Consider the following 21642-nt stretch of genomic DNA (forward strand, 5'->3'; position numbering starts at 1 on the left):
ACTTTTCTTTGGCCACGCAAAGAAAAGTCACTCGCCAAGCCGCGCAGCGGCGGCGAAACCCCGTCGAGGGCAGCGCCCTCGTGTCCTGCATGGCGAAGCCATGCCAATAAGTTGCCGGTGCAATGCGCTTCGCTTATTGGCACCCTACCTTTCTCCCGCAAGGTGAGAGGGGACTGTTGCGCGGTGCAATGCGCTCCGCTTATTGCACCCTACGTGCTGCCCCCCGTTAGGGGGCGTGGGCACAGCCCCGAGGTGGCGACTGGAACGCCCGTCGAGGGTGCAACCCTCGGGTCACGGCGCAGGGGCGGGAGTCCGGCTGGACTGCGCAAAAGTTGCTACCGCCCCTGACTGTCGCTGCCACATTGCGCCGTTGACCATTGATCACGAGAAGGGGGCCAACAGGCACCGTGGTTATTTTACGGAGCCATTTCGGCCCGATCCATGAAATTCCATTGATTTAGTGACGCAAGTGTCAGAATTGAATGGTTTTTTGCGCCAGCGCAAGGTTTCGGCGCCGATCTGGCGGGGGCGCGGGGTGGTGGCGGGCCGCATGGCCCCGGCAGGGGGATCTTGGCCACGCAGATCAGGGGGCAAGGCCGGTGGGCGTGATGCGGGCTGGCCCTAAGGCTGTCGAGGCGGGGAGGGCGGGTCTGGGTAGCGCGTTGGCGAGAGGGCTGGCGTGATGCCATGGCGACACCAGACATCACACGGGGCCCCATGGGCCCCGCATGATGGGTTCGCCTAGCGGGCGGGGAAGTACTTGTGCTGGATCTGCTGGAATTCGCTGCTGGCCAGCACCTGGGTCAAGCCGGTCTGGAACTCCTTGACCAGCTCGTCGCTGATCGGGTGGCTGAAGGCGAAGCAGAACTGCTCCGAGCTCAGCGTCCAGGCCACCTTGAACTGGGCGGGATCCAGCTGCTGGGTGGCGATGAGATCCATCAGGGTGGTCTTGTTGGTTGAGACAAGATCGACCCGGCCCGAGGTGAGCATCTTGAGCGCCTGTGGCAGGCGGTTGGCGGCCATGATTTTCTGCTCGTCAAAGCCGTTGTTGAGCAGCAGCTGTTCCCCCACGTCGGCGCGCACCGCCCCTATGTTGTACTGCTGGGCATCCTCCAGCTTGGTGAGGGTGAGCGGGTGCTTGGCCAACCCCATCAACACAATCTCGGCATAGCCGATGGGGCAGGCCCACTTGAACAGCGGATCCCGCGCCCCGGTACGGGCGGTGGAGAAGAGCACCACATTGGGTTTTTGGGTCAGCAGGTAGTAGCCCCGTGCCCAGGGCATGATGGTGATGGTCTGGGCCGGGGTGTGGGTCTTTTGCCACACCTGATGCAGCAGCTCGACGGCGAGGCCGGTGGGGGCGCCGGCTTCGTTGGCGAAGTTGTAGGGTTTGTACTCTTCGGTGAGGTAGTGCAGCTTGCCAAGTCCAGGGCTGGCCTGGGTGATGGCGGTAACCATGAGCGCGGCGATTCCAATCCATTGTTTCATCTTGGCCATCCTGATGGGGTGTTCCTTCACCCTCAAGTGTTACCAAAGCATGATTATTCGCCAATCGGATCGGCGCGGGCATCAGGGGGATGGGTCGCCAGGTCGCGCTGGATTCAAGGGGGAGAGAGGTATTTGAGCCGCAGGCGCTGAAACTCCGGCGAGGCCAGCGCCCCGGTCAGGGCGTGCTGGAACTGCTTGACCACGCTGTCATCCACCTGATGGCTGAAGGCGTAGCAGAGCGCTTCGGCATCCAGCACCAGGGCCACATTGAAATCATCGGGGTTGAGCTTGAGCTCGTCGATGGCGTCATAACCGGCCAGCTTGCTGGTGGCCAGCAGATCGGTGCGGCCCGCGACCAGCATGCGCAGCGCCTGGCTCAGCCGCTTGGCCGGTATGATGCGCGATTCATCCATGCCCCGGTTGAGCAGCAACTGTGCGGAGGCATCGGCCCGCACGGCGCTGATCAGGTAGGCGTTCATCTGCTCGGGGGCGGTCAGGCTGATGGGGCGCTGCTTGTGGGCCAACAGTATGTATTCGGAGTCGTCGATGGGGCAGGCCCACTTGAACTGGGGGGCGCGGGTGTCGGTGCGGGCGATGGAGAAGAGCACCACATTGGGTTTGTGGGTCAGCAGGTAGTAGCCTCGCGCCCAGGGCAGGATGCGAATGGGCTGGGCAGGGGTGCCGCTGCGCTGCCAGACCATCTGCAGCAACTCGACCGCCAGCCCGCTGGGCTGACCGGCCTCATCGCTGAAGTTGTAGGGGGGGGACTCCTCGGTCAGGTACTCCAGCTTGGCCAGATCTGCCTGTGCGGAACCAAGGCACGACATCAACAGCAGATAACAGCACAACTTTATCCTCATGAGCCCATCCTTGGTGTAAAGCCTGTGATCCTCTTGTGCAGAGTGGGTAAAAAGGTCTGATATTGCAAGTGTGTTACCAGCGCCCCCTACTGGTTCCCATCAGCTTGAACTGCTCATCACGCAGCCCGACCAGCAGCGCCTTGCCATCTGCTTGCAGCCGAAATTCGCCGTAGCGTGCCCCTTCATACTGCGCCCCTGTGCCCTCTTCGAAGAAGAAGGCATCGGGCCCGATCAGCCACTGGCTGTCGCTGCGCCGCACCTGTAACAGCCGCTCATCCGGCGCCAGTTGCGCGGGCGTGCCATCGGCCACCCAGCTGGCCACCTGTTGCCCATCGAGGCGGATCACCAGGGTATCGCTGCCATTGGCGCGTTCGCTGTCGCGATGGGCACCGAGCTGGCGGGCAATGTCGTAGTTCAGCCGCATGTAATCCCCCTGCATCAGGGAGCGGGGGTCGACCGGTGCCAGCCTGAGCAGCACCCTGTCGGCGCTGCTGATGGCGCGCTCGTAACTCCAGACGGTGACGTTGATGGCTGCCAGTATGGCGAGGCCGGTCAGCAGGAGCCCAAGCCGTCTCATGATGGTGTCCTCCCATTCAGAACCTTCAGTAGCTGGCGGGTGCCGAGCAGCAGGGTGCCCGAGCCCAGTAGCAACCAGGATTTGGTCATCAGGGTCAGCCCCAGATCGTAGTAATAGAGGGAGCCAAAGCCGAGCAGCAGCAGGCCCGCCAGCGTCATTAGCCCCATGCTTCCGGCATAAAAGCCGAGCACCAGCACCAGCGTGCCAGCCCCCATGCCGGGGATGAGGGCGCTGATCAGCACCAGTGGCAGCCCATACCGCAGTGGCAGCTTGAGCCGGACCATAACCCCGAGCAGCAGGGCTGCACAGAGCAGGGGATTGAGCCAGAGCGGCAGGCGGGAGTGGCCCAGCTCGTCGAGCATGTTGGCGCCTGCGTCCCACAGCGGCTGGTGCAAGCGCCCCAGCACCAGCAGGGAGAGCGCCAACCCCAGGGTGAGGGATTCGTAGCACTGATGGTGGACGGGCTGACGCTCCGCCTGCAGCCAGCAGAGGGTGATGGCCGCCATCACCAGCGGCAGCGCCAGCAGCTGCAGGCCGAGACAAGCCAGCCCAAGCGTGAGCAGTATGGCGGCGGCGAAGCTGTGGAACAGCCGGATCAGCCAGTGCTCGAACAGGGCGGCGATGGCCAGCGAGAGCAGCGCCAGCCCCAGCCAGAGCGGCGCCGAGTGCGGGTCAAGCTGATCGATGAGGCCATAGAGCAGCCAGGCATCGGCGGCCAGCGCCAGCGCCAGCACGAACTGATCCACCAGATCGCTGGATGTGGCATTGCGCTGGGCGAAGCGGTTGAGGCTATAGGCGATGGCCATCAGCACGACGCCCATCATCAGGGCGCTGTTGGCATCCCGGGTGAGCTGCGAGAACGACATGAACAGGAAAAACAGCAGGAAGAGGGCGGCGATCCAGCCCACCATGCCGAGCAGGAAGCGGCTCGACCAGTGGGGCCGGGTATCATGGGGGGCGTCCCCTTCCACCAAATTGGCCTGTTGCAGCCGCTGCCAGGGGGTCAGATCAGCCATGGTGCCTCCTCTTGACGGGCTTGCCAGATACCTTGCTTAGGCATGGGACCTCCGTTGCTGTTGCAGCCAGCGGCTGGCGGCCACTGACAGGCCGATGGCAATCAGACTGAGCAGCAGAAAGCCGTTGATGTCGGGCTCCATCCACTTGCCAAGGGCCGCCAGGATCACGGCGATCAGGCTCAGGCAGCCCATGGCGAGCCCGGCGATAAATCTGTGGTGCCAGCACAGATAGGCGGCGCCCAGCCATGCGATCCAGGCGGGCCAGACCCAGGGGGAGGCGGCATCAAACAGCGCCAGCAATGCCAGCAGGGTGACGCCGAGGCCGGCGGCCAGGCCCGGCAGCCAGGCCGGTAGCAGCGTGTGGCGCGCGGGCACCAGCGAAAGCAGACCCCAGAGGGCGGCGTTGAGTAGGGTCAGGCTCCAGCCGAGCGCCTCTTCATCGAAGGCAACGAAGAGGGTGAACAGGCCGAGCCGCCAGTAGAGTACCAGCGCCAGCTGGCCGAGCAGCCAGCTCAGGGTCCACAGCAAGGGGCTCTGGCCGAGCGCCGCCAGTGGCAGCAGCATCAGGGCCCAGGTGGCGAACAGCTGCCAGGGGTCGGCGCCTGTCTGGTAGGTCTGCCCCACCAGGGCCAGCAGGGCACCGATAGTGAGCGCTGCGGCCAGCAGCAAGGCCTGGCGGGGCGTGTCGGCCAGGGGCTTGCGCCATAGCAGCACCAGCATGGCGAGCAGGGGCAGCTCCAGCAGGGCGAGGCGGGGGAGACGGCCCAGCTCCTGCCAGTTGAAGGCGACGAAGAACACCAGTCCGGCGCCCAGGCACAGGCTGCCAAGCCAGAGCAGCAGGCGATCGAACAACCATTGCCAGCGGCGGTGGCCGGGTGGCAGCTCGCACAGGGCGAGGGCGGCTGGCAGTTGCGCCTGGGCGAGGCGTCCGCGTCTGACCCAGTCGAGCAGCGTCTGTCTTGAGGTGAAGTGCATGGGAGGCTCCATGAGGTTTGCCGCATTATGCCACCGTCATGGCACTGCGGAACACTCCCCGTGTGTGGGCGTGCGGCAGCGGGGTGGGTGGCGCAGGGTTAGGCTGCTGACGCGGCAACAAAAAGCCCCGCCTGTTTGAAGAGAGGCGGGGCTGGCTTGGTAAAACACCACATGTATGCCGGCACGGGGCGGGGTAGGCAAGTGCTCACGCTTGCCTCGCCGCCTTCGGGGCCGGTCTGTGTCAGGCGAAGATCAGGGTGCTTACCCCGAGGCCGACAAACAGGATGGCGCAGGCGATGCGGATCCCCTTGAGCGGCAACTTGTCGGCGCCCAGCTTGCCGAGCAGCACCACGGGCACGTTGGCCAGCATCATGCCGAGGGTGGTGCCTGTGATGACTTGCACCAGCGAGTCATATTTGGCCGCCAGCAACACTGTGGCGATCTGGGTCTTGTCGCCTATCTCGGCGATGAAGAAGAGCACGAATGTGGCCATGAAGGGGCCGTACTTGTCGAGCGAGCTCTCCTCGTCGTCCATCTTGTCCGGCACCAGGATCCAAGCTGCCATGGCAATGAAGGCGCCGGCGACCAGATAGATCATCACTTGGGGATCCAGCCAGCGGCTGATGAACTCGCCAAACCAGGCGGCGGCGGCGTGGTTGAGCAGGGTAGCCGCCAGCATGCCGGCTATGATGGGCCAAGGCTTGCGAAAACGACAGATGAGTAGCAACGCCAGCAGCTGGGTCTTGTCGCCGATCTCGGCGATAGCCACGCTCAGGGTTGAGGTTAACAAGGCTTCCATAAAAATGACCGGGGGACGGAATTGTTATACCTGAGACAAGCCTGCGCCATCCGTCCCCGGTATTGGCACTGGCCCGTCAAAGGTCTTGTCAAATCCACGGATTAGATGGATCACCCTGACCATGGTGAGTTGGCACCAAGCATGTTGATCAGGGTCGCAAACCGGTTTGGGATCGGGTTGCGAGACTACTCCCCCTCGATGGGAGCGGGCATTCTAGGGAAAAATCATCCGCCAGACAAGTGGGTTAGCCACCGACCAGCTTGACGCTGAAACCGGCCTTCTCCAGTTCGGTTTTGATCAGGTCCCGTTTATCCCCCTGGATCTCGATGATCCCCTCTTTCAGGCCGCCGCCGGTACCGCACTTTTTCTTGAGCAGGGTGGCGATGGCCTTTTGCTGTTCGGCCGGTACGCCGTGAATGCTGATGACGCCGGCGCCCTTGCGCCCCTTGGTCTCGCGCCGGATGCGCACAGTGCCATCCTGCGGGAAGGGGGAGGCAGATTGAGACTGGGTCTGTTCCTTGATGATGCCGCCATCTGTGCTGTAAACCAGGCGGCTGTTGTTGTCGTGACTCATGGCAATACTTTATGGGTTAGCTAAGCGGAGTTTGATTTTACTCAAATAAAAGTTGAAGACACAGCATATAATGCCCGGAGTAAAAGCGAATTATTATTGTTTAACTTCAGGAGTCAGTCATGGTACTCACGCAGTTGTCACCGGGACAGAGTGCTCGCATCAAGAACATGAACCAGTTGACCCGCCCCCTGCGGCGCAAATTGATGGTGATGGGCTTGTTGCCACAGACTGAAGTCATCTATCTGCGATCCGCCCCGCTGGGGGATCCGCTTCAGATCCAGTGTCAGGGGATCTGTCTCTCCATGCAAAAGAGTCTGGCCCAGCAAATCGAGGTCGAACCGGTATGAGTTATTCCCTGGTAACCGTCGGTAATCCCAATAGTGGCAAGACCTCCCTGTTCAACGCCCTGACCGGTGCCCGCCAACAGGTGGGCAACTGGAGTGGCGTCACCGTCGATAAAAAGATGGGCGAATTTTCCGCCGATGGTCACGACTACAAGCTGATGGATCTGCCCGGCATCTATAGCCTGGCCAATCAGGAAGGGAGTCTGGACGAGCAGATTGCCAGTCGCTTCGTTCAGGGTCAGCAGCCGGACCTGTTGCTCAATGTCATCGATGCCGCCAACCTGGAACGCTCCCTCTATCTCACGCTGCAGTTGCGCGAGCTGGGGCTGCCCATGGTGGTGGTGCTCAACAAACTGGATATCCTGCAAAAGCGTCGCATCGTTATCGACGAGAGCAGGCTCGGCAAATCCCTCGGTTGTCCGGTGGTCGCCCTCTCTGCGCACAACAGCAAGCAGGTTGCCGCCTTGAAGCAGCAGATCCAGCAGTTCATTGGCCAGCCCCAGCAGGCGCTGCGGCTCGATTACGGCCGCGACCTTGAACACGATCTGGCGGAGCTTGAGACCCTGCTCGCCCCCCATCACCTCACCCCCCGTGGCCGCGCCCTGCGCCTGCTGGAAGAGGATGTGGTGATGCAGGAGACCCTGTTGCCCGGCCAGCAGGCCGCCGCCACCAACGTGGTGGCCCGCGCCCATCATGCCCAGGACATCGATCTGCAACTGGCGGATATCCGCTATGGCCACATTCACCAGTGGGCCGGCCAGGCGTGTCAGCAGAAGGGCAAGCTCACCGTGGCCCAGAGCGAATGGCTGGATCGGGTGCTGCTCAACCGCTGGGTTGGCATCCCCTTCTTCCTGCTGGTGATGTACCTGATGTTCATGTTCGCCATCAAGGTGGGCAGCGCTTTCATCGACTTTTTCGACATCATGGGCGGTGCCCTGTTCGTGGATGGCGTGCACCACCTGCTGGGGCTCTTCGGTGCCCCTGACTGGCTGGGGGCCATACTGGCGGACGGCTTCGGGGTCGGCTTGCAGACGGTGGCCACCTTTATTCCGGTGATCGGCTGCCTCTATCTGTTCCTCGCGGTGCTGGAGAGCTCAGGCTACCTGGCCCGTGCCGCCTTCGTGGTGGATGCCCTGATGCGCCGCCTCGGCCTGCCGGGCAAGGCATTTGTGCCCATGCTGATGGGCTTTGGCTGCACCGTGCCGTCGGTGATGGCGACCCGCACCCTCAACTCGGAGCGGGAGCGGCTGATGACCTCGGCCATGGCCCCCTTCATGTCGTGCGGTGCCCGCCTGCCGGTCTACGCCCTGTTTGCGGTGGCCTTCTTCCCCGAATCGGGTCAGAACCTGGTGTTCGGTCTCTACCTCATCGGCATTGTGGTGGCCGTGCTCACCGGCCTGCTGCTGCGCAGCACCCTGCTGCCAGGCAAGAGCGACGCCATGCTGATGGAGATGCCCGATTACGAGTGGCCGCGCCCCATCAACGTGGGGATCAAGACCTGGCAGAAGCTCAAATCCTTCGTGTTCGGCGCCGGTAAAACCATAGTGCTGGTGGTCGCCGTGCTGAGCGTGCTCAACTCGCTGGGCACGGATGGCAGTTTCGGCCACCAGGATCAGGAGAGCTCGGTGCTGAGCAAGATAAGCCAGGCCGTGACCCCGGTGTTGCACCCCATAGGCGTGCGTGATGACAACTGGCAGGCCACAGTGGGTATCGTCACCGGCATCTTCGCCAAAGAGGCGGTGGTTGGCACCCTCAACAGCCTCTACGCGGGCAAGAGCGGTGGTGAGGAGGCGGGCGAGTTCTCGCTGGTGGCCAGCTTCCACGAGGCCGTGGCTGCCGTGTCTACCAATCTGGCGGAGATCAACCCGACCGACCCCATGGGGCTTGCCGTTGGCAATCTCGGCGACCAGCAAGCCGCCGCTGACGCGCAGGAGGTCGATGTCTCCACCTACGGCAACATGCAGGCCCACTTCGACGGCGCGGCCGGTGCCTTTGCCTATCTGCTGTTCGTGCTGCTCTACATGCCCTGCGCCGCCGCCATGGGGGCGCTGGTGCGGGAAACCGGTCGTCAGTGGGCGCTTTTGACTGCCGCCTGGTGCAACTACGTGGCCTTTATGTGCGCCACTGTCTTCTATCAGCTGGCAACCTTTGCCGCTCATCCCGAGCAGAGCCTGTTCTGGATCGGCAGCTATGGCCTCTCCCTGCTGCTGCTCTGGTGGCTGGGCCGTCGTCACGGCGACATAGTCGCCCGCAAGGTGGTGGCCCTGTGATCCTGCGGGAGCTCGGCGACTATCTCGCCGCACAGCAGAAGGTGAGCCGGCGGGATCTGGCGCGCCACTTCCACACCTCGGAAGATGCGGTGGAGGCCATGCTCGGCGTCTGGATGCGCAAGGGCCGGGTCGCCAAGCGGGAGACCCAGGTGTGCGGCGGCAGCTGCTGCGGCAAGCGTCAGGAGGTGATGTTCGAGTGGTGCGAGCCGGGCCAGATTGGCCTGGTGCAAAAGCGCTGAGCCTGCGCCCTGGTCCACCTCACTCCATGACAAGGGGACGGGACTGACCGGCGGGTGCCTGCGGTGGTGAATGCCCACTGTGGATATCTGGCTGAATAAAGAATAGGCCGACATCGCTGTCGGCCTCTTTGTATTTTCATCTCAGAAGACGTCGGCTGCCCGATTAATCCTCTTCGGCCCAGCGGCGTGAACGCTCAACCGCTTTTTGCCAGCCGTGATAGCGCTTGTCGCGATCGGCGTGATCCATCTGCGGGATAAACTCGCGATCCACGCTGAACTTGTCTTCCAGCTCGTCAGAGCTCTTCCAGAAGCCGACGGCCAGACCGGCCAGGAAGGCAGCGCCCATGGCGGTGGTCTCGATGCGGGTCGGACGCACCACCGGGGTGTGCATCATGTCGGACTGGAACTGCATCAGGAAGTCGTTGGCGACGGCGCCACCGTCTACCTTGAGGGCCGCCAGCTTGATGCCGGAGTCCTGCTGCATGGCATCCAGCACATCGCGGCTCTGATAGGCGATGGACTCCAGCGCAGCACGAATGATGTGGTTGCGGTTGGCGCCACGGGTCAGGCCGACCATGGTGCCGCGCGCATAGGGATCCCAGTAGGGTGCGCCCAGACCGACGAAGGCTGGCACCAGATAGACGCCATTGGTGTCACCCACCTTGGAGGCGAAGTAGTCAGTATCGCGGGCATCGTGAATGAGTTTCAGCTCGTCACGCAGCCACTGCACGGTCGCGCCGCCCATAAAGACAGCCCCTTCCAGCGCGTAATTCACTTCTCCTTTCGGGCCGATGGCGACCGTGGTCAGCAGGCCGTTGCTGGAGCGAACCGGCTCTGTGCCGGTGTTCATCAGCAAGAAGCAGCCGGTACCGTAGGTGTTCTTGGCCATCCCTTTTTCGAAGCAGAGCTGGCCAAACAGGGCAGACTGCTGGTCACCGGCAATGCCAGCGATGGGGATACGGGAGCCGCCGCCACGGGTGGTGTAGCCGTACACTTCGGACGAGGGCTTGACCTCTGGCAGCATGGACAAGGGAATGCCCAGCTCGTCCAGCATCTTCTTGTCCCACTTCAGGTCGCGGATGTTGTAGAGCATGGTACGGGAGGCGTTGGTCGGGTCGGTGACATGCACTTCGCCGTTGGTCATCTTCCACACCAGCCAGGTGTCTATGGTGCCGAACAGCAGCTCGCCGTTCATCGCCTTCTCGCGGGCACCTTCGACGTTGTCGAGGATCCACTTCACCTTGGTACCGGAGAAGTAGGCATCCAGCACCAGACCGGTGTTCTCGCGCACATACTCTTCCAGGCCACGGGCCTTGAGCTCTTCACAGATGGCGGCGGTGCGGCGGCACTGCCAGACGATGGCGTTGTAAATGGGTTTGCCGGTGGCCTTTTCCCATACCACTGTGGTTTCACGCTGGTTGGTGATGCCGATGGCGGCAATCTCTTCGCTGCGCAGGCCCGTCTTGGCCAGCACTTCGGTGAAGACGGAAGACTGGGTCGCCCAGATCTCCATGGGGTCGTGTTCTACCCAGCCCGCTTTCGGGTAGTGCTGGGTGAATTCGCGCTGGGAGGTGCCGACGATATTGGCATCCTGGTCAAACACGATGGCGCGGGAAGAGGTAGTACCCTGGTCCAGAGCGACGACATATTTTTTTTCAGCAGACATGATGTTCTCCACGTTTTTATTTTCCACGTTTTTACACGTTGGGGAGGGCCGCTCTTATGCGGCGGCCTCTTCGTTGGCGGTTTGGGCAGCTTGCTCGGTGGCGGCAACACGGTTGCCAGGCACACAGGGGGCCAACACTTTCACGTACAGGGCGGTACCAAGCTGGGCACCGACGATGGGGCCAAGGATGGGTACCCAGAAGTAGGGGTTGTCACGACCACCGGTCATGGCCACGTCACCCCAGCCTGCCAGGAAGGCAAACAGTTTGGGGCCGAAATCGCGGGCCGGGTTCATGGCAAAACCGGTTAACGGGCCGAGGGAGGCACCGATCACGGCGATCAGGATACCGATCAGCAGGGCAGCAGCGAAACCTTTGGGGGCGCCGTTGTTGTTGTCACCCAGCGCCATGATGCCCAGCATCAGGACGGCGGTGATCACCAGCTCGACCGCGAAGGCTTGCATGTTGGAGAGCAGCGAATGCGGATAGGTAGAGAAGATGCCAGCGGTGCCAAGGCTCTCGACGCTGCCGCGCACCACGTTGTGGGTCACTTCCCACTGGGTGAACAGGCCGCTATAGAGGAAGTAGACAAGGGCGGCGAAGCAGAAGGCGCCTGCGACTTGAGCGATGATGTAGGGCACCACTTTACGTTTGTCGAACCCGCAGAAGGTCATCAGCGCCAGGGTCACGGCCGGGTTCAGGTGGGCACCTGAAATACCCCCGGTCACATAGATGGCGATGGCGACACCCAGACCCCAGGTAATCGAGATTTCCCATTGTCCGAAGTTGGCGCCTGCCAGCACCAGGGCGGCCACACAACCGACGCCGAAAAATATCAGCAGGCCGGTGCCGATAAATTCGGCGATGCACTCGCCAAGCAGGGTATTGGGTCTTTGTATGCTCATACCGTTATTCCTTATATCTACCCAGAGTAGGTTTGATGTTCTGTTTTGTTGTTTTTTTCAGTCCCATTATTTCGTTGGAAAACGTTTTTCTTGTTTTTTGAGCTGACGCAAACGTTATGCTCGTTTGTGCTCGTTCCAGGACGAGGGAGAAAATAAACCTAAATCGAACATTCACCACCTCCTCCCCGCAGGAAGTGTGGACAAGATCCCACTCATTGCTAAAAAACTGTGACGGAAAGCAAGATGCAGCCATGCTTGTACCACTTAGTGGGTAGCTGTAAGCCTTGCTATATAAGGGATTGCGGCTGATACGCAACTACTCAACTGGCGCTTTCTTTTGTAATAAAACTGCAATATTTGAGCCTCCATCACAGATTAAATGTTCATATATGAGCACAATAGGCTCGCTTTCGAATCAGGACTCCTCTGGTTGGTCAGCATGGACAGGGCACCCTCAACCGCCCACAACAACAATAAGGACGCAGAACATGCTTAGTCTCTTCAGGCCTGCCCCACATATAGACAGGCTCCCGGCCGACAAGGTCGATCCCTTCTACAAACGCATGCGTTGGCAGGTGTTTTTCGGGATCTTCTTCGGTTATGCCGGTTACTATCTGGTGCGAAAAAACTTCAGTCTGGCGATGCCTTATCTGATTGAACAGGGATTCTCCCGCGGCGATCTGGGCCTGGCCCTGTCGGGGGTTTCCATCGCTTATGGTCTGTCCAAGTTCCTGATGGGGAACGTCTCTGACCGCTCCAATGCCCGTTACTTCCTCTCCGCAGGCCTGCTGCTCTCGGCCGGCATCATGTTCATGATGGGGACAGTGCACTGGGCCACCTCCAGCATCGGCATCATGTTTGTGCTCTTGTTCCTGAACGGTTGGGCACAGGGCATGGGCTGGCCGCCCTGCGGTCGCACCATGGTGCACTGGTGGTCACAGAAGGAGCGTGGCGAAGTGGTCGCGGTCTGGAACGTGGCGCACAACGTCGGCGGCGGCATGATAGGCCCGCTGTTCATCCTCGGGATGGGCTGGTTCAATGACTGGCGCAGTGCCTTCTATGTGCCGGCGGCTGCGGCGGCTGCCATTGCGGTGATCACCTTCTTCGTGATGCGCGATACCCCGCAATCCGTGGGTTTGCCCCCCATCGAAGAGCACAAGAACGACTATCCGAAGGATTACAACGAAAGCCATGAGCAGGAGTTTTCCGCCAAGGAGATCTTCGTCAAGTACGTGCTGCACAACAAGCTGCTGTGGTATATCGCCATTGCCAACGCCTTCGTTTACCTCATTCGTTACGGCGTGCTGGACTGGGCCCCGACCTACCTGAAAGAGGCCAAGGACTTCAGTGTCGATAACTCCTCCTGGGCTTACTTCCTGTACGAGTGGGCCGGTATTCCGGGCACCCTGCTGTGCGGCTGGATCTCGGACAAGCTGTTCCAGGGTCGCCGTGCCCCGGCCGGTATCCTGTTCATGGTGCTGGTGACCGTTGCCGTACTGGTTTACTGGTTCAACCCGGCTGGCAACCCGACCATCGACATGATGGCACTGGTGGCCATCGGCTTCCTGATATACGGTCCCGTCATGTTGATCGGCCTCTATGCGCTTGAGCTGGCACCGAAGAAAGCAGCCGGTACTGCGGCAGGTTTCACCGGGCTGTTCGGTTATCTGGGCGGCGCCGTGGCAGCCAACGCCATGCTGGGCTACACGGTTGACCACTTCGGTTGGGATGGTGGCTTCATGGTGCTGACCGCGTCTTGCGTGCTCTCCATCATCTTGCTGGCCATGACCCTCAAGCACGAGAACATTGCCGTCGCGGCCAAGAAAGCGGCTGCCGATAGGGCATAAAACGTGATCCTGCCCTTATCGATCCGAAAAGGGATCAGGTAAACTGCAAAAGGCCCCGCATCTGCCGGGGCCTTTTTTCGTCCCATCATCGGAGTGCAAGCGTGAAGCAAACCCAACGACATCTGGAGATCCTGGACGTCCTGACGCGGCAGGGCTTTGTCTCGACCGAGGATCTGGTGACCCACTTTGACGTCAGCCCCCAGACCATTCGCCGGGATCTGAATGATCTTGCCGAACAGAACAAGATCCGGCGCCATCATGGCGGTGCCTCCCTGCATTCGAGTACCGTCAATACCGCCTACAGTGCCCGTAAAGTGATGCAGCTCAAGGAGAAAGAGCGTATCGCCCGCGAAGTGGCCGCCAACATTCCCGACGGTTCATCGCTCTTTATCGACATTGGTACTACCACAGAAGCCATCGCCCGTGCCCTGCTGGATCACCGTGAGCTGCGGGTTGTCACCAACAACCTCAACGTGGCCAGCATTCTGACGGCCAAGGATGACTTCACCGTCATCATCGCCGGTGGCGAGATCCGCAACCGGGATGGCGGCATAGTGGGGGAGGCGACCCGCGATTTCATCGGCCAGTTCCGCATGGACTACGGTGTCATCGGTATCTCGGGCATCGACAATGACGGCTCCCTGCTCGATTTCGACTATCACGAGGTGAAGATTGCCCAAGCCATCATCGCCCACTCCCGTCAGGTGTTTCTGGCCGCCGACCACACCAAGTTTGGTCGCAATGCCATGGTCAATCTGGGCAACCTCAACCAGATCCACGCCCTGTTCACTGATCAGGAGCCGCCCGAGAAGCTCATGCGGTTGATGTCCCAGCATCAGATCGCGTGTCACATCTGCTGAGTCGCCCCCGCACTGGTATCAGGCCGCCGCACCGGCGGCCGCTTCTTTTCCGCTTCCTCCTCCTCTCTGTTTGCACACCCTGCGCTTGCATTCTGGATGCCCCGCGTCTTGGATGCCCACGGGCATGAGCGCGATCTCGCGCCCCCTTTTTTGCCAGCCAGCCCCTTGCTGACACCCTGATCACCGACGGCCCGCATTTTTAGCATTGCCATAACCATCGCGATCACATTTTCTCCATAAAATGTTCGTTTATCATTTTTTCATGCTCTAATATGAGCGAAATCAAACATTGCTGTCATGGCAACACAAAATAAGAAAGAGTAGGTGAACATGAGCGAACATTATGATCTGGTCGTCGTTGGCGGCGGCATCAATGGGGTGGGCATTGCGGCTGATGCAGCGGGTCGGGGTCTGAAGGTTGCCCTGTTCGAGGCGCAAGATCTCGCCTCTGCCACCTCTTCCAATTCCAGCAAGCTGATCCACGGTGGCTTGCGTTACCTCGAACATTACGAATTCCGGCTGGTAAAAGAGGCGTTGGCGGAGCGGGAAGTGCTGCTCGGCATGGCTCCTCACATCGCCCGTCCCATGCGCTTTCGGCTGCCCCATCGCCCGCACCTGCGTCCGGCCTGGATGATCCGCGCCGGTCTGTTCCTGTATGACAACCTGGCCAAGCGCGACAAGCTCAAGGGCAGCTGTGGCCTGCGCTTCCTGCCGCAAGACGGCCTGAAGAGCGGTATCAACAAGGGCTTCGAATATTCGGATGCCTGGGTCGATGATGCTCGCCTGGTGGTGCTCAATGCCATGATGGCCCGGGACAAGGGGGCCGACGTGCAGACCCGTACCCGCTGCATCAAGGCGGTGCGTGGCTCCAAGCACTGGACCCTGACCCTGGAGCGGGAAGGGGGCGAACAGTTCACCGTCACCTGCCGTGGTCTGGTCAATGCGGCCGGTCCCTGGGTCAAGACCTTCTATGACGAGAGCCTGCACGAGAAATCTCCCCGTGGCATTCGCCTCATCAAGGGCAGCCACATCATAGTGCCGCGCATCCATGAGCGCGAAGAGGCCTATATCCTGCAAAACGAGGACAACCGTATCGTCTTCGTCATCCCCTATCAGCAGGACTACTCGCTGATTGGCACCACGGACGTGGAGCATCACGGCAGTCCGCGCGAAGCGAAGATCAGCGACGCCGAGATAAGCTACCTCTGCAAGGTGGTCAACGCCCACTTCACTCGCCAGATCGCCCCGAAAGATGTGATCTGGACCTATGCCGGGGTGCGCCCGCTGTGCGATGACGAGTCAGATTCACCGCAGGCGGTGACCCGCGACTACACCCTCGAGCTCTCCGGCGAATCCGACGGCGCGCCGCTGCTCTCGGTGTTTGGCGGCAAGCTCACCACTTATCGCAAGCTGGCCCAGGCCGCCTGTAACAAGCTCAAACCCTGGTTCAGCCAGATGGGCGAAGATTGGACCGCCAGCAGCCGTCTGCCCGGTGGTGAGTTCGACTGCTCCACCACCGAGTTGGCCCGCGCTTACATGCTCGAATTTGACTGGCTGGATGAGCGCAATGCCCGCCGTATCGCGGAAGCCTATGGCAGCCATGCTCGCCTCTGGTTGCACGAGGAGCGCGGTCAGCACTTTGGCGCCGGTTTGTACGAGTCGGAAGTGCGTTATCTGATGAGCCGCGAGTGGGCCCATTCGATGGAAGACATACTGTGGCGCCGCAGCAAGCTGGGGCTGCGCCTGTCCGATACCGAGCAGCTGCAACTGCACGTCTGGCTGGAGCAACACCAGCACGCCCTGCTCAAGGCCAGCTGATGAAGAGACGGGCGGCCCCTTGGCCGCCCGCCGTTAAACTGTAATAAACCTCTGTTATAACAATAACCTACACCCAATACACAATAACAAAGAGCACCGCGCATGAAAAAACTCTCTCTCTCCCTGATCGCCCTTGGCCTGGGGGGCGCTCTCGCATTGCCTGCCCTGGCTGCCGATGAAGGTAAAATCGTGATTGCCCACCGTGGCGCGTCCGGCTATCTGCCCGAGCATACCCTGGAGTCCAAGGCGCTGGCCTATGGCATGGGGGCCGACTATCTGGAGCAGGATCTGGTGATGACCAAGGATGACCAGCTGGTGGTGATGCACGATCACTTCCTCGATGGCATCACGGACGTGGCCGAGCGTTTCCCCGGTCGGGTCCGTCCGGACGGACGCTACTATGTGGTGGACTTCACCCTGGACGAGGTGCGCTCCTTGCGCATGACGGAGCCGTTCCAGCTGGTGGATGGCAAGCAGGTGCCCGTTTATCCGGCCCGCTTCCCGCTGTGGAAGTCCAGCTTCAAGATCCACACCTTCCAGGAAGAGATAGAGATGATCCAGGGGCTCAACAAGAGCACTGGCAAGCACATTGGCATCTACCCGGAGATCAAGGCCCCCTGGCTGTTTCGCCACGAAGGCAAAGATATCTCCAAGGCGGTGCTGAACGTACTCAAGGAGTACGGCTACACAGGGAAGGATGACAAGGTCTACCTGCAGAGCTTCGATGCCGACGAGCTCAAGCGCATCAACAGCGAGCTGATGCCGGCCATGGGCATGGACTTGAAACTGGTGCAGCTGATGGCCGAGACCGACTGGAACGAGACCATGGTCTATGACGCCAAAGGCAAGGCAACCCCTTATGACTATGACTGGATGTTCAAGCCGGGCGCCATGAAGACCATCGCCAGCTATGCCGAAGGGATAGGCCCCTGGAAGCCGATGATAGTCACAGAGCCGGGCATCCTGGGCAAACCTGTGTTTACCCATATGGTGAAAGAGGCCCATGCCGCCGGTCTCAAGGTACATCCTTATACCTTCCGTCAGGATGAAGGCCAGATCCCGGCCTATGCCAAGGACTTCAGTGATCTGCTCAACATCTTCCTCTATCAGGCCGATGTTGACGGGGTGTTCAGCGACTTCCCGGACAAGGCGGTCGAAGCCATCAAGGCACACGGCAAACCATAACTGCAGAGCAAGACGCGAACGCGAGCGGGGCCAGGTGCCCCGCTTTTTTTATAACATGGAGGCAAGCGCTGGGGTGGGATGGTGGTTGAGCAGCGCTGACAGTCGCATCGGGGTGTAACTATAAGTTTACTATTCTTGGCGGTTCAGGGACTTTTATCCGCGACTTTCTGGCTGTTTAGGTCACCGAGCTGGTTGTTTATCCACCATCCAGGCAGTTTAACCGCTAGTTTCACTTGATTGTTTGTTTTTCCTTGGTAAGGTGAGGGCGGTTGCGTAACAATGTGCTGACTTGTGTAAACAAAAATATACGATCAGTGCGATTGGCTTAAAAACGGTAGAGAGAATGAGATCATGCAAAGAGACCCCCTGAACAACATCCATATCCAGTCCGAACAAGTGATGATCACGCCTGCCCAGCTCAAGGAGAAGCTACCCATCTCCGACCAGGCGCTGGCATTCGTGCAAGGGGCCCGTACCACCATCGCCGACATCATCCACCGCCGCGATCACCGCCTGCTGGTGATCTGTGGTCCCTGCTCCATTCACGACATGGACGCCGCCAAAGAGTACGCAACCAGACTCAAAGCGCTGCATGACGCTTATCAGGACTCTCTCTACATTGTCATGCGGGTCTACTTTGAGAAGCCACGCACCACGGTCGGCTGGAAAGGCTTTATCAACGATCCGAATCTGGATGGCACCTTCGATGTGGAGCTGGGGCTACACCGGGCCCGCGAGCTGCTCTGCTGGCTGGCGGAGCTGGAATTGCCGCTGGCGACCGAGGCACTCGACCCCATCAGCCCGCAATACCTGGCGGAGCTCTTCTCCTGGTCAGCTATTGGCGCCCGTACCACCGAATCCCAGACTCACAGGGAGATGGCATCCGGCCTCTCCATGCCTGTGGGCTTCAAGAACGGCACCGACGGTAACCTGGGCACCGCCATCAATGCGCTGCAGGCGGCCTCCAGCCCCCACGCCTTCATGGGGATCAACCAGCAGGGTCAGGTCGCCTTGCTGCAGACCCAGGGCAACCCGGATGGTCACGTGATCCTGCGTGGCGGCAAGCATCCCAACTATGACTCGGTCAATGTGTCGCTGGCAGAAGAGGCGCTGGAGAACGCGGGCCTGCTGCCCGGTCTGGTGGTGGATTGCAGCCACGGCAACTCCAGCAAGGATCACCGTTTGCAGCCCAAGGTGGCCGACAACGTGATCCACCAGATCCAGGAGGGCAACCGCTCCATCATCGGGGTGATGCTCGAATCCCACCTGTTCGAGGGCAACCAGTCCAGCGAGCAGCCCAAGCAGCAGATGCGCTATGGGGTCTCTATCACCGATGCCTGCATCGACTGGGACACCACCGCGACCCTGCTGGCCCGCTGCCACAACCAGCTGGTTGAACCTCTCAAGGGCAGAACTGCACGGTAAGCCGTGGTATCTTGTCGTAACCTATTGAACAATCTGGGTATCACCGCACGTGGCATCACGCCGTGATACTTTGTTGCCTCTTGAATTTCAGGGCGCCGCAGCCCGCGGCGCCGGCAGGGACTGGATATGGCTGAAGAGTTGAATGCCCTCAGGGACAAAATCGATGTGGTGGACCGGCAGCTGATCGATCTGCTGGCCGCCCGTCTAGCCCTGGTGGGAGAAGTGGGTGAGGTAAAGAGCCGCCACGGCCTGCCCATCTATGCACCGGACAGGGAGGCAAGCATGCTGGCCCGCCGCCGCGCCGAGGCCGAACTGCTGGGAGTGCCCGGCGATCTCATCGAAGATGTGCTGCGCCGGGTGATGCGTGAATCCTACATTCTCGAGTCGGCCAGCGAAAAAGATAACCACTTCAAATGCATGAAGCCGGACCTTGGCAAGGTGGTCATCATCGGCGGCCAGGGCCAGCTGGGCCGGCTGTTCGGTCACATGTTCGGCCTCTCCGGCTACCGGGTCGAGACCCTCGAACAAGCAGATTGGCCAAGGGCTGACGCCATCCTGGCCGATGCGGGTCTGGTGATGGTGGCGGTGCCCATCGACATCACCTGTCAGATCATCGACCGACTCGGCAACTTGCCCGTCGATTGCTTGCTGGTGGATGTCACCAGCGTCAAGAGTGAGCCGCTTGCCCATATGTTGGCGGTACACCAAGGGCCCGTGCTGGGGCTGCACCCCATGTTCGGACCGGATGTGGCGAGCCTCGCCAAGCAGGTGATCGTGTGCTGTCAGGGCCGTGACGCGGCCGCCAGTCAGTGGTTGCTGGATCAGATGACCATCTGGGGCGCCCGCTTGCAGCAGGTGGAAGCCAAGGCGCACGATGAGGCCATGACTCTCATTCAGGCGCTGCGCCACTTCGCCACCTTTGCCTACGGTTGGCACCTCTCGCAAGAGAGTGCCAATCTGGATCGCCTGCTGAGCCTGAGCTCCCCCATCTACCGGCTGGAGCTGGCCATGGTGGGGCGGCTGTTCGCTCAGGACCCGGAACTCTATGCCGACATCATTTTGTCGTCACCGCAGAATCTGGCGATGATCCGCCGCTACTACCAGAACTTTGGCGAGGTGCTGGGGCTGCTGGAGCAGGGGGATAGGGCTGGCTTTATCGCTGCCTTCTCGCAGGTCTCCGGTTTCTTCGGCGAACACGCCGACCAGTTCCTGCGCGAGAGCCGCATGTTGCTGGCTCAGGCCAACGACCGCCGCCAGCACGGCTGATGCGATTGCACATAAGCATCATAGAGAAGGGGCCTATTCGGCCCCTTTTCTGTCTGTGTTATCCGCCCTGAGGTTATTCAGGCTGCGGCAGGCGCAGATCGGCGCCATCCCAACCGAGTGGCAGGGTCAGCAGCTGATCGATCAGCTCCCGGCGATCGGATTTCTCCAGATAGGCGAGGTAGAGCGGACGGCTCAGTGGCTGGCCTCCCTCCACCAGATGCAGCAGTCCCTGCTCCAGGAAGGGGCTCACCATCCGCCGTGGCAGATAGGCGGCACCGCCATTGGCCAGTACGAACTGCAGCGCCATGCTGGCGGAGCTCGAGTGCAGCACGGGTGTCTTTTGCAGGCTCTGCAAGCGGCTGGGTTGCGGCTCGAAGCTAGTGCCCCAGTCGAGGTGAATGTGGGGCATTTGCATCAGGCTGTCGGCGCTGGCGGCACCATCCCGGCTCACCAGCTCGAACACCAGCTCACCGATGGGGTGCAGGGCAATCTCGTCAATCTTGGTTGGCTCGGAGAGCAGGGCCAAGTCGAGGGAGCGCTCCAGCAACTGGCGGCACAGGTGCTCGCGCGAGGCGGTTTCGAGCCGCACGGCGAGGCCGGGAGCCAGCGCATAGACGTGATTGAGCCAGTCGTTGAAATCGAGCTCCCAGAACACGGCGGGCGCGCCTATGGCGAGTTGTTGACTGAAACCGGGGGAGAGCGCTACGTCCTGCTTGGCCCGACCCAGGGTATGCAAGATAGCATCTGCATAGGGCAGCAGACGTTCACCGGACGCGGTCAGGCGGATGTTGTTGCGATGACGGGCAAACAGACTGACCCCGAGTTGCTGCTCGAGCTGGCGGATCCGAAAGCTCACCGCCGACTGGGTCAGGTAGAGATTCTCAGCAGCCCGGCCAAAGTGCCGGGTCTTGCTGACCTCGATAAAGGTCCGAAGCAGTTCGGTATCCATTAATCGATGGACTCGTCGCTGCCGCCGCCACTGCCATTGCCACCTTCAAATCCACCGCCACCGGTTTCCTCGTTGGCGCCACCCGCGACTGTGCACAGACGATGCACGCGCTTGGGACCTATCACCTTCAGATACTTGAACCACACCTTGGCATGGGGGTTGCTGCCGGCAGAGCCAGATTTGATTTGTTCGAGAAAGGCGCTTTCTATGTCATCGCGCGGCGTCAGGCTGCCCTGATAGAGCGCCAGCATGGCGGTGCCGTATTTTTCCAGACTGTCCGCTTCGGCCACAGTGAATTCGCCACTGCGACGCAGGCCACGGGGAAAATGTTTGAAGTCGTTGAAACGCTTGTCGGATTCGAAGCTCATAGTGCTCTTTTTCTGGTTAGTTTGACCTTTGCGGGCAAGTATCATCAGGCTGTCGCAGAGTGCAAAATCAATTTTTTCACTATATGGATAAATTTCTTTAATCGAAAGTGATTTATCCATGATCCAACGGGCATGCAGGGGAAGCAGAAGCAAAAAAGTGAGAAAAAAAGCGGAGTTATGTCAGGTTCTATAAAGGTTTGGCGGGTAGGTAGA

Annotated in this window: 20 protein-coding genes; 9 read left to right on the forward strand and 11 right to left on the reverse strand. The window is 60.6% G+C overall.

Annotated elements, in window-relative coordinates; translation table 11 throughout:
- Positions 1 to 741: 741 nt before the first annotated feature.
- The 7 genes from WJM78_RS07110 to WJM78_RS07140 form a co-directional block, all read right to left on the reverse strand.
- Complete coding sequence (locus WJM78_RS07110; protein WP_339014735.1) at positions 742 to 1488, reverse strand: substrate-binding periplasmic protein; 747 nt, start codon at positions 1486 to 1488, stop codon at positions 742 to 744.
- A gap of 113 nt (positions 1489 to 1601) precedes the next feature.
- Entirely contained in the window at positions 1602 to 2348 is a 747-nt protein-coding gene (locus tag WJM78_RS07115; RefSeq protein WP_339014738.1) for a substrate-binding periplasmic protein, read from the reverse strand.
- Between the two features lie 73 nt (positions 2349 to 2421).
- Positions 2422 to 2925 carry a GDYXXLXY domain-containing protein gene (locus tag WJM78_RS07120; RefSeq protein ID WP_339014741.1) on the reverse strand — a complete coding sequence of 168 codons (504 nt, stop codon included), beginning with the start codon at positions 2923 to 2925 and terminating at the stop codon, positions 2422 to 2424.
- Positions 2922 to 3941 carry a DUF4401 domain-containing protein gene (locus WJM78_RS07125; RefSeq protein ID WP_339014744.1) on the reverse strand — a complete coding sequence of 340 codons (1020 nt, stop codon included), beginning with the start codon at positions 3939 to 3941 and terminating at the stop codon, positions 2922 to 2924. The genes WJM78_RS07120 and WJM78_RS07125 overlap by 4 nt, the downstream gene beginning before the upstream one ends.
- Before the next feature lie 36 nt (positions 3942 to 3977).
- Positions 3978 to 4916, reverse strand: coding sequence for a DUF2157 domain-containing protein (locus WJM78_RS07130; RefSeq protein ID WP_275930068.1), 939 nt, complete (start codon positions 4914 to 4916; stop codon positions 3978 to 3980).
- 241 nt (positions 4917 to 5157) lie between these two features.
- Positions 5158 to 5715, reverse strand: coding sequence for a TMEM165/GDT1 family protein (locus tag WJM78_RS07135; RefSeq protein WP_042034535.1), 558 nt, complete (start codon positions 5713 to 5715; stop codon positions 5158 to 5160).
- A 244-nt stretch (positions 5716 to 5959) separates the two neighbouring features.
- Positions 5960 to 6289, reverse strand: a complete 330-nt coding sequence (locus WJM78_RS07140; protein WP_042034534.1) for a translation initiation factor — start codon at positions 6287 to 6289, stop codon at positions 5960 to 5962.
- Positions 6290 to 6408: 119 nt separating this feature from the next.
- Between WJM78_RS07140 and WJM78_RS07145 the strand changes: the two genes are divergently transcribed.
- The 3 genes from WJM78_RS07145 to WJM78_RS07155 are packed head-to-tail and all read left to right on the forward strand — an operon-like array spanning position 6409 to position 9142.
- Complete coding sequence (locus WJM78_RS07145) at positions 6409 to 6636, forward strand: FeoA family protein (RefSeq protein ID WP_042034533.1); 228 nt, start codon at positions 6409 to 6411, stop codon at positions 6634 to 6636.
- Positions 6633 to 8903 carry a Fe(2+) transporter permease subunit FeoB gene (feoB, locus tag WJM78_RS07150; protein WP_339014750.1) on the forward strand — a complete coding sequence of 757 codons (2271 nt, stop codon included), beginning with the start codon at positions 6633 to 6635 and terminating at the stop codon, positions 8901 to 8903. The genes WJM78_RS07145 and feoB overlap by 4 nt, the downstream gene beginning before the upstream one ends.
- Positions 8900 to 9142 (forward strand): FeoC-like transcriptional regulator, encoded by a 243-nt coding sequence (locus WJM78_RS07155; protein WP_042034531.1) that lies wholly within the window; start codon positions 8900 to 8902, stop codon positions 9140 to 9142. The genes feoB and WJM78_RS07155 overlap by 4 nt, the downstream gene beginning before the upstream one ends.
- Positions 9143 to 9305: 163 nt before the next feature.
- Here WJM78_RS07155 and glpK read toward each other — a convergent pair whose 3' ends face one another.
- Positions 9306 to 10808, reverse strand: coding sequence for a glycerol kinase GlpK (glpK, locus tag WJM78_RS07160; RefSeq protein WP_212512608.1), 1503 nt, complete (start codon positions 10806 to 10808; stop codon positions 9306 to 9308).
- 54 nt (positions 10809 to 10862) lie between these two features.
- Positions 10863 to 11711, reverse strand: a complete 849-nt coding sequence (locus WJM78_RS07165) for an MIP/aquaporin family protein (RefSeq protein ID WP_042034529.1) — start codon at positions 11709 to 11711, stop codon at positions 10863 to 10865.
- A gap of 488 nt (positions 11712 to 12199) precedes the next feature.
- On the opposite strand from WJM78_RS07165, the gene glpT reads away from it, so the two are divergent.
- The 6 genes from glpT to tyrA all read left to right on the forward strand — a co-directional run bounded on the left by glpT (position 12200) and on the right by tyrA (position 20112).
- Positions 12200 to 13558, forward strand: a complete 1359-nt coding sequence (gene glpT, locus WJM78_RS07170) for a glycerol-3-phosphate transporter (protein WP_042034528.1) — start codon at positions 12200 to 12202, stop codon at positions 13556 to 13558.
- A gap of 101 nt (positions 13559 to 13659) precedes the next feature.
- Positions 13660 to 14418: a DeoR/GlpR family transcriptional regulator gene (locus WJM78_RS07175; RefSeq protein WP_042034527.1), complete on the forward strand. Its 759-nt coding sequence runs from the start codon at positions 13660 to 13662 to the stop codon at positions 14416 to 14418.
- A 330-nt stretch (positions 14419 to 14748) separates the two neighbouring features.
- A complete protein-coding gene (gene glpD, locus WJM78_RS07180) occupies positions 14749 to 16236 on the forward strand; it encodes a glycerol-3-phosphate dehydrogenase (protein ID WP_339014758.1) in 1488 nt (495 codons plus the stop codon).
- Positions 16237 to 16338: 102 nt separating this feature from the next.
- Complete coding sequence (glpQ, locus tag WJM78_RS07185) at positions 16339 to 17421, forward strand: glycerophosphodiester phosphodiesterase (protein WP_212512611.1); 1083 nt, start codon at positions 16339 to 16341, stop codon at positions 17419 to 17421.
- A gap of 351 nt (positions 17422 to 17772) precedes the next feature.
- The gene (locus WJM78_RS07190) at positions 17773 to 18846 is read left to right on the forward strand and encodes a 3-deoxy-7-phosphoheptulonate synthase (RefSeq protein WP_339014763.1); all 1074 of its coding nucleotides are present in this window, start codon (positions 17773 to 17775) and stop codon (positions 18844 to 18846) included.
- A 126-nt stretch (positions 18847 to 18972) separates the two neighbouring features.
- Positions 18973 to 20112, forward strand: a complete 1140-nt coding sequence (gene tyrA, locus WJM78_RS07195; RefSeq protein WP_212512613.1) for a bifunctional chorismate mutase/prephenate dehydrogenase — start codon at positions 18973 to 18975, stop codon at positions 20110 to 20112.
- A 73-nt stretch (positions 20113 to 20185) separates the two neighbouring features.
- Here the strand turns inward: tyrA and hdfR are convergent, their stop codons facing one another.
- Complete coding sequence (gene hdfR / locus WJM78_RS07200) at positions 20186 to 21061, reverse strand: HTH-type transcriptional regulator HdfR (protein ID WP_042034520.1); 876 nt, start codon at positions 21059 to 21061, stop codon at positions 20186 to 20188.
- The gene (locus tag WJM78_RS07205; RefSeq protein WP_339014770.1) at positions 21061 to 21429 is read right to left on the reverse strand and encodes a DUF413 domain-containing protein; all 369 of its coding nucleotides are present in this window, start codon (positions 21427 to 21429) and stop codon (positions 21061 to 21063) included. The genes hdfR and WJM78_RS07205 overlap by 1 nt, the downstream gene beginning before the upstream one ends.
- Between the last annotated feature and the right edge of the window lie 213 nt (positions 21430 to 21642).

This window comes from Aeromonas popoffii, from assembly GCF_037818705.1.
Classification (GTDB): Bacteria; Pseudomonadota; Gammaproteobacteria; order Enterobacterales; family Aeromonadaceae; genus Aeromonas; species Aeromonas popoffii.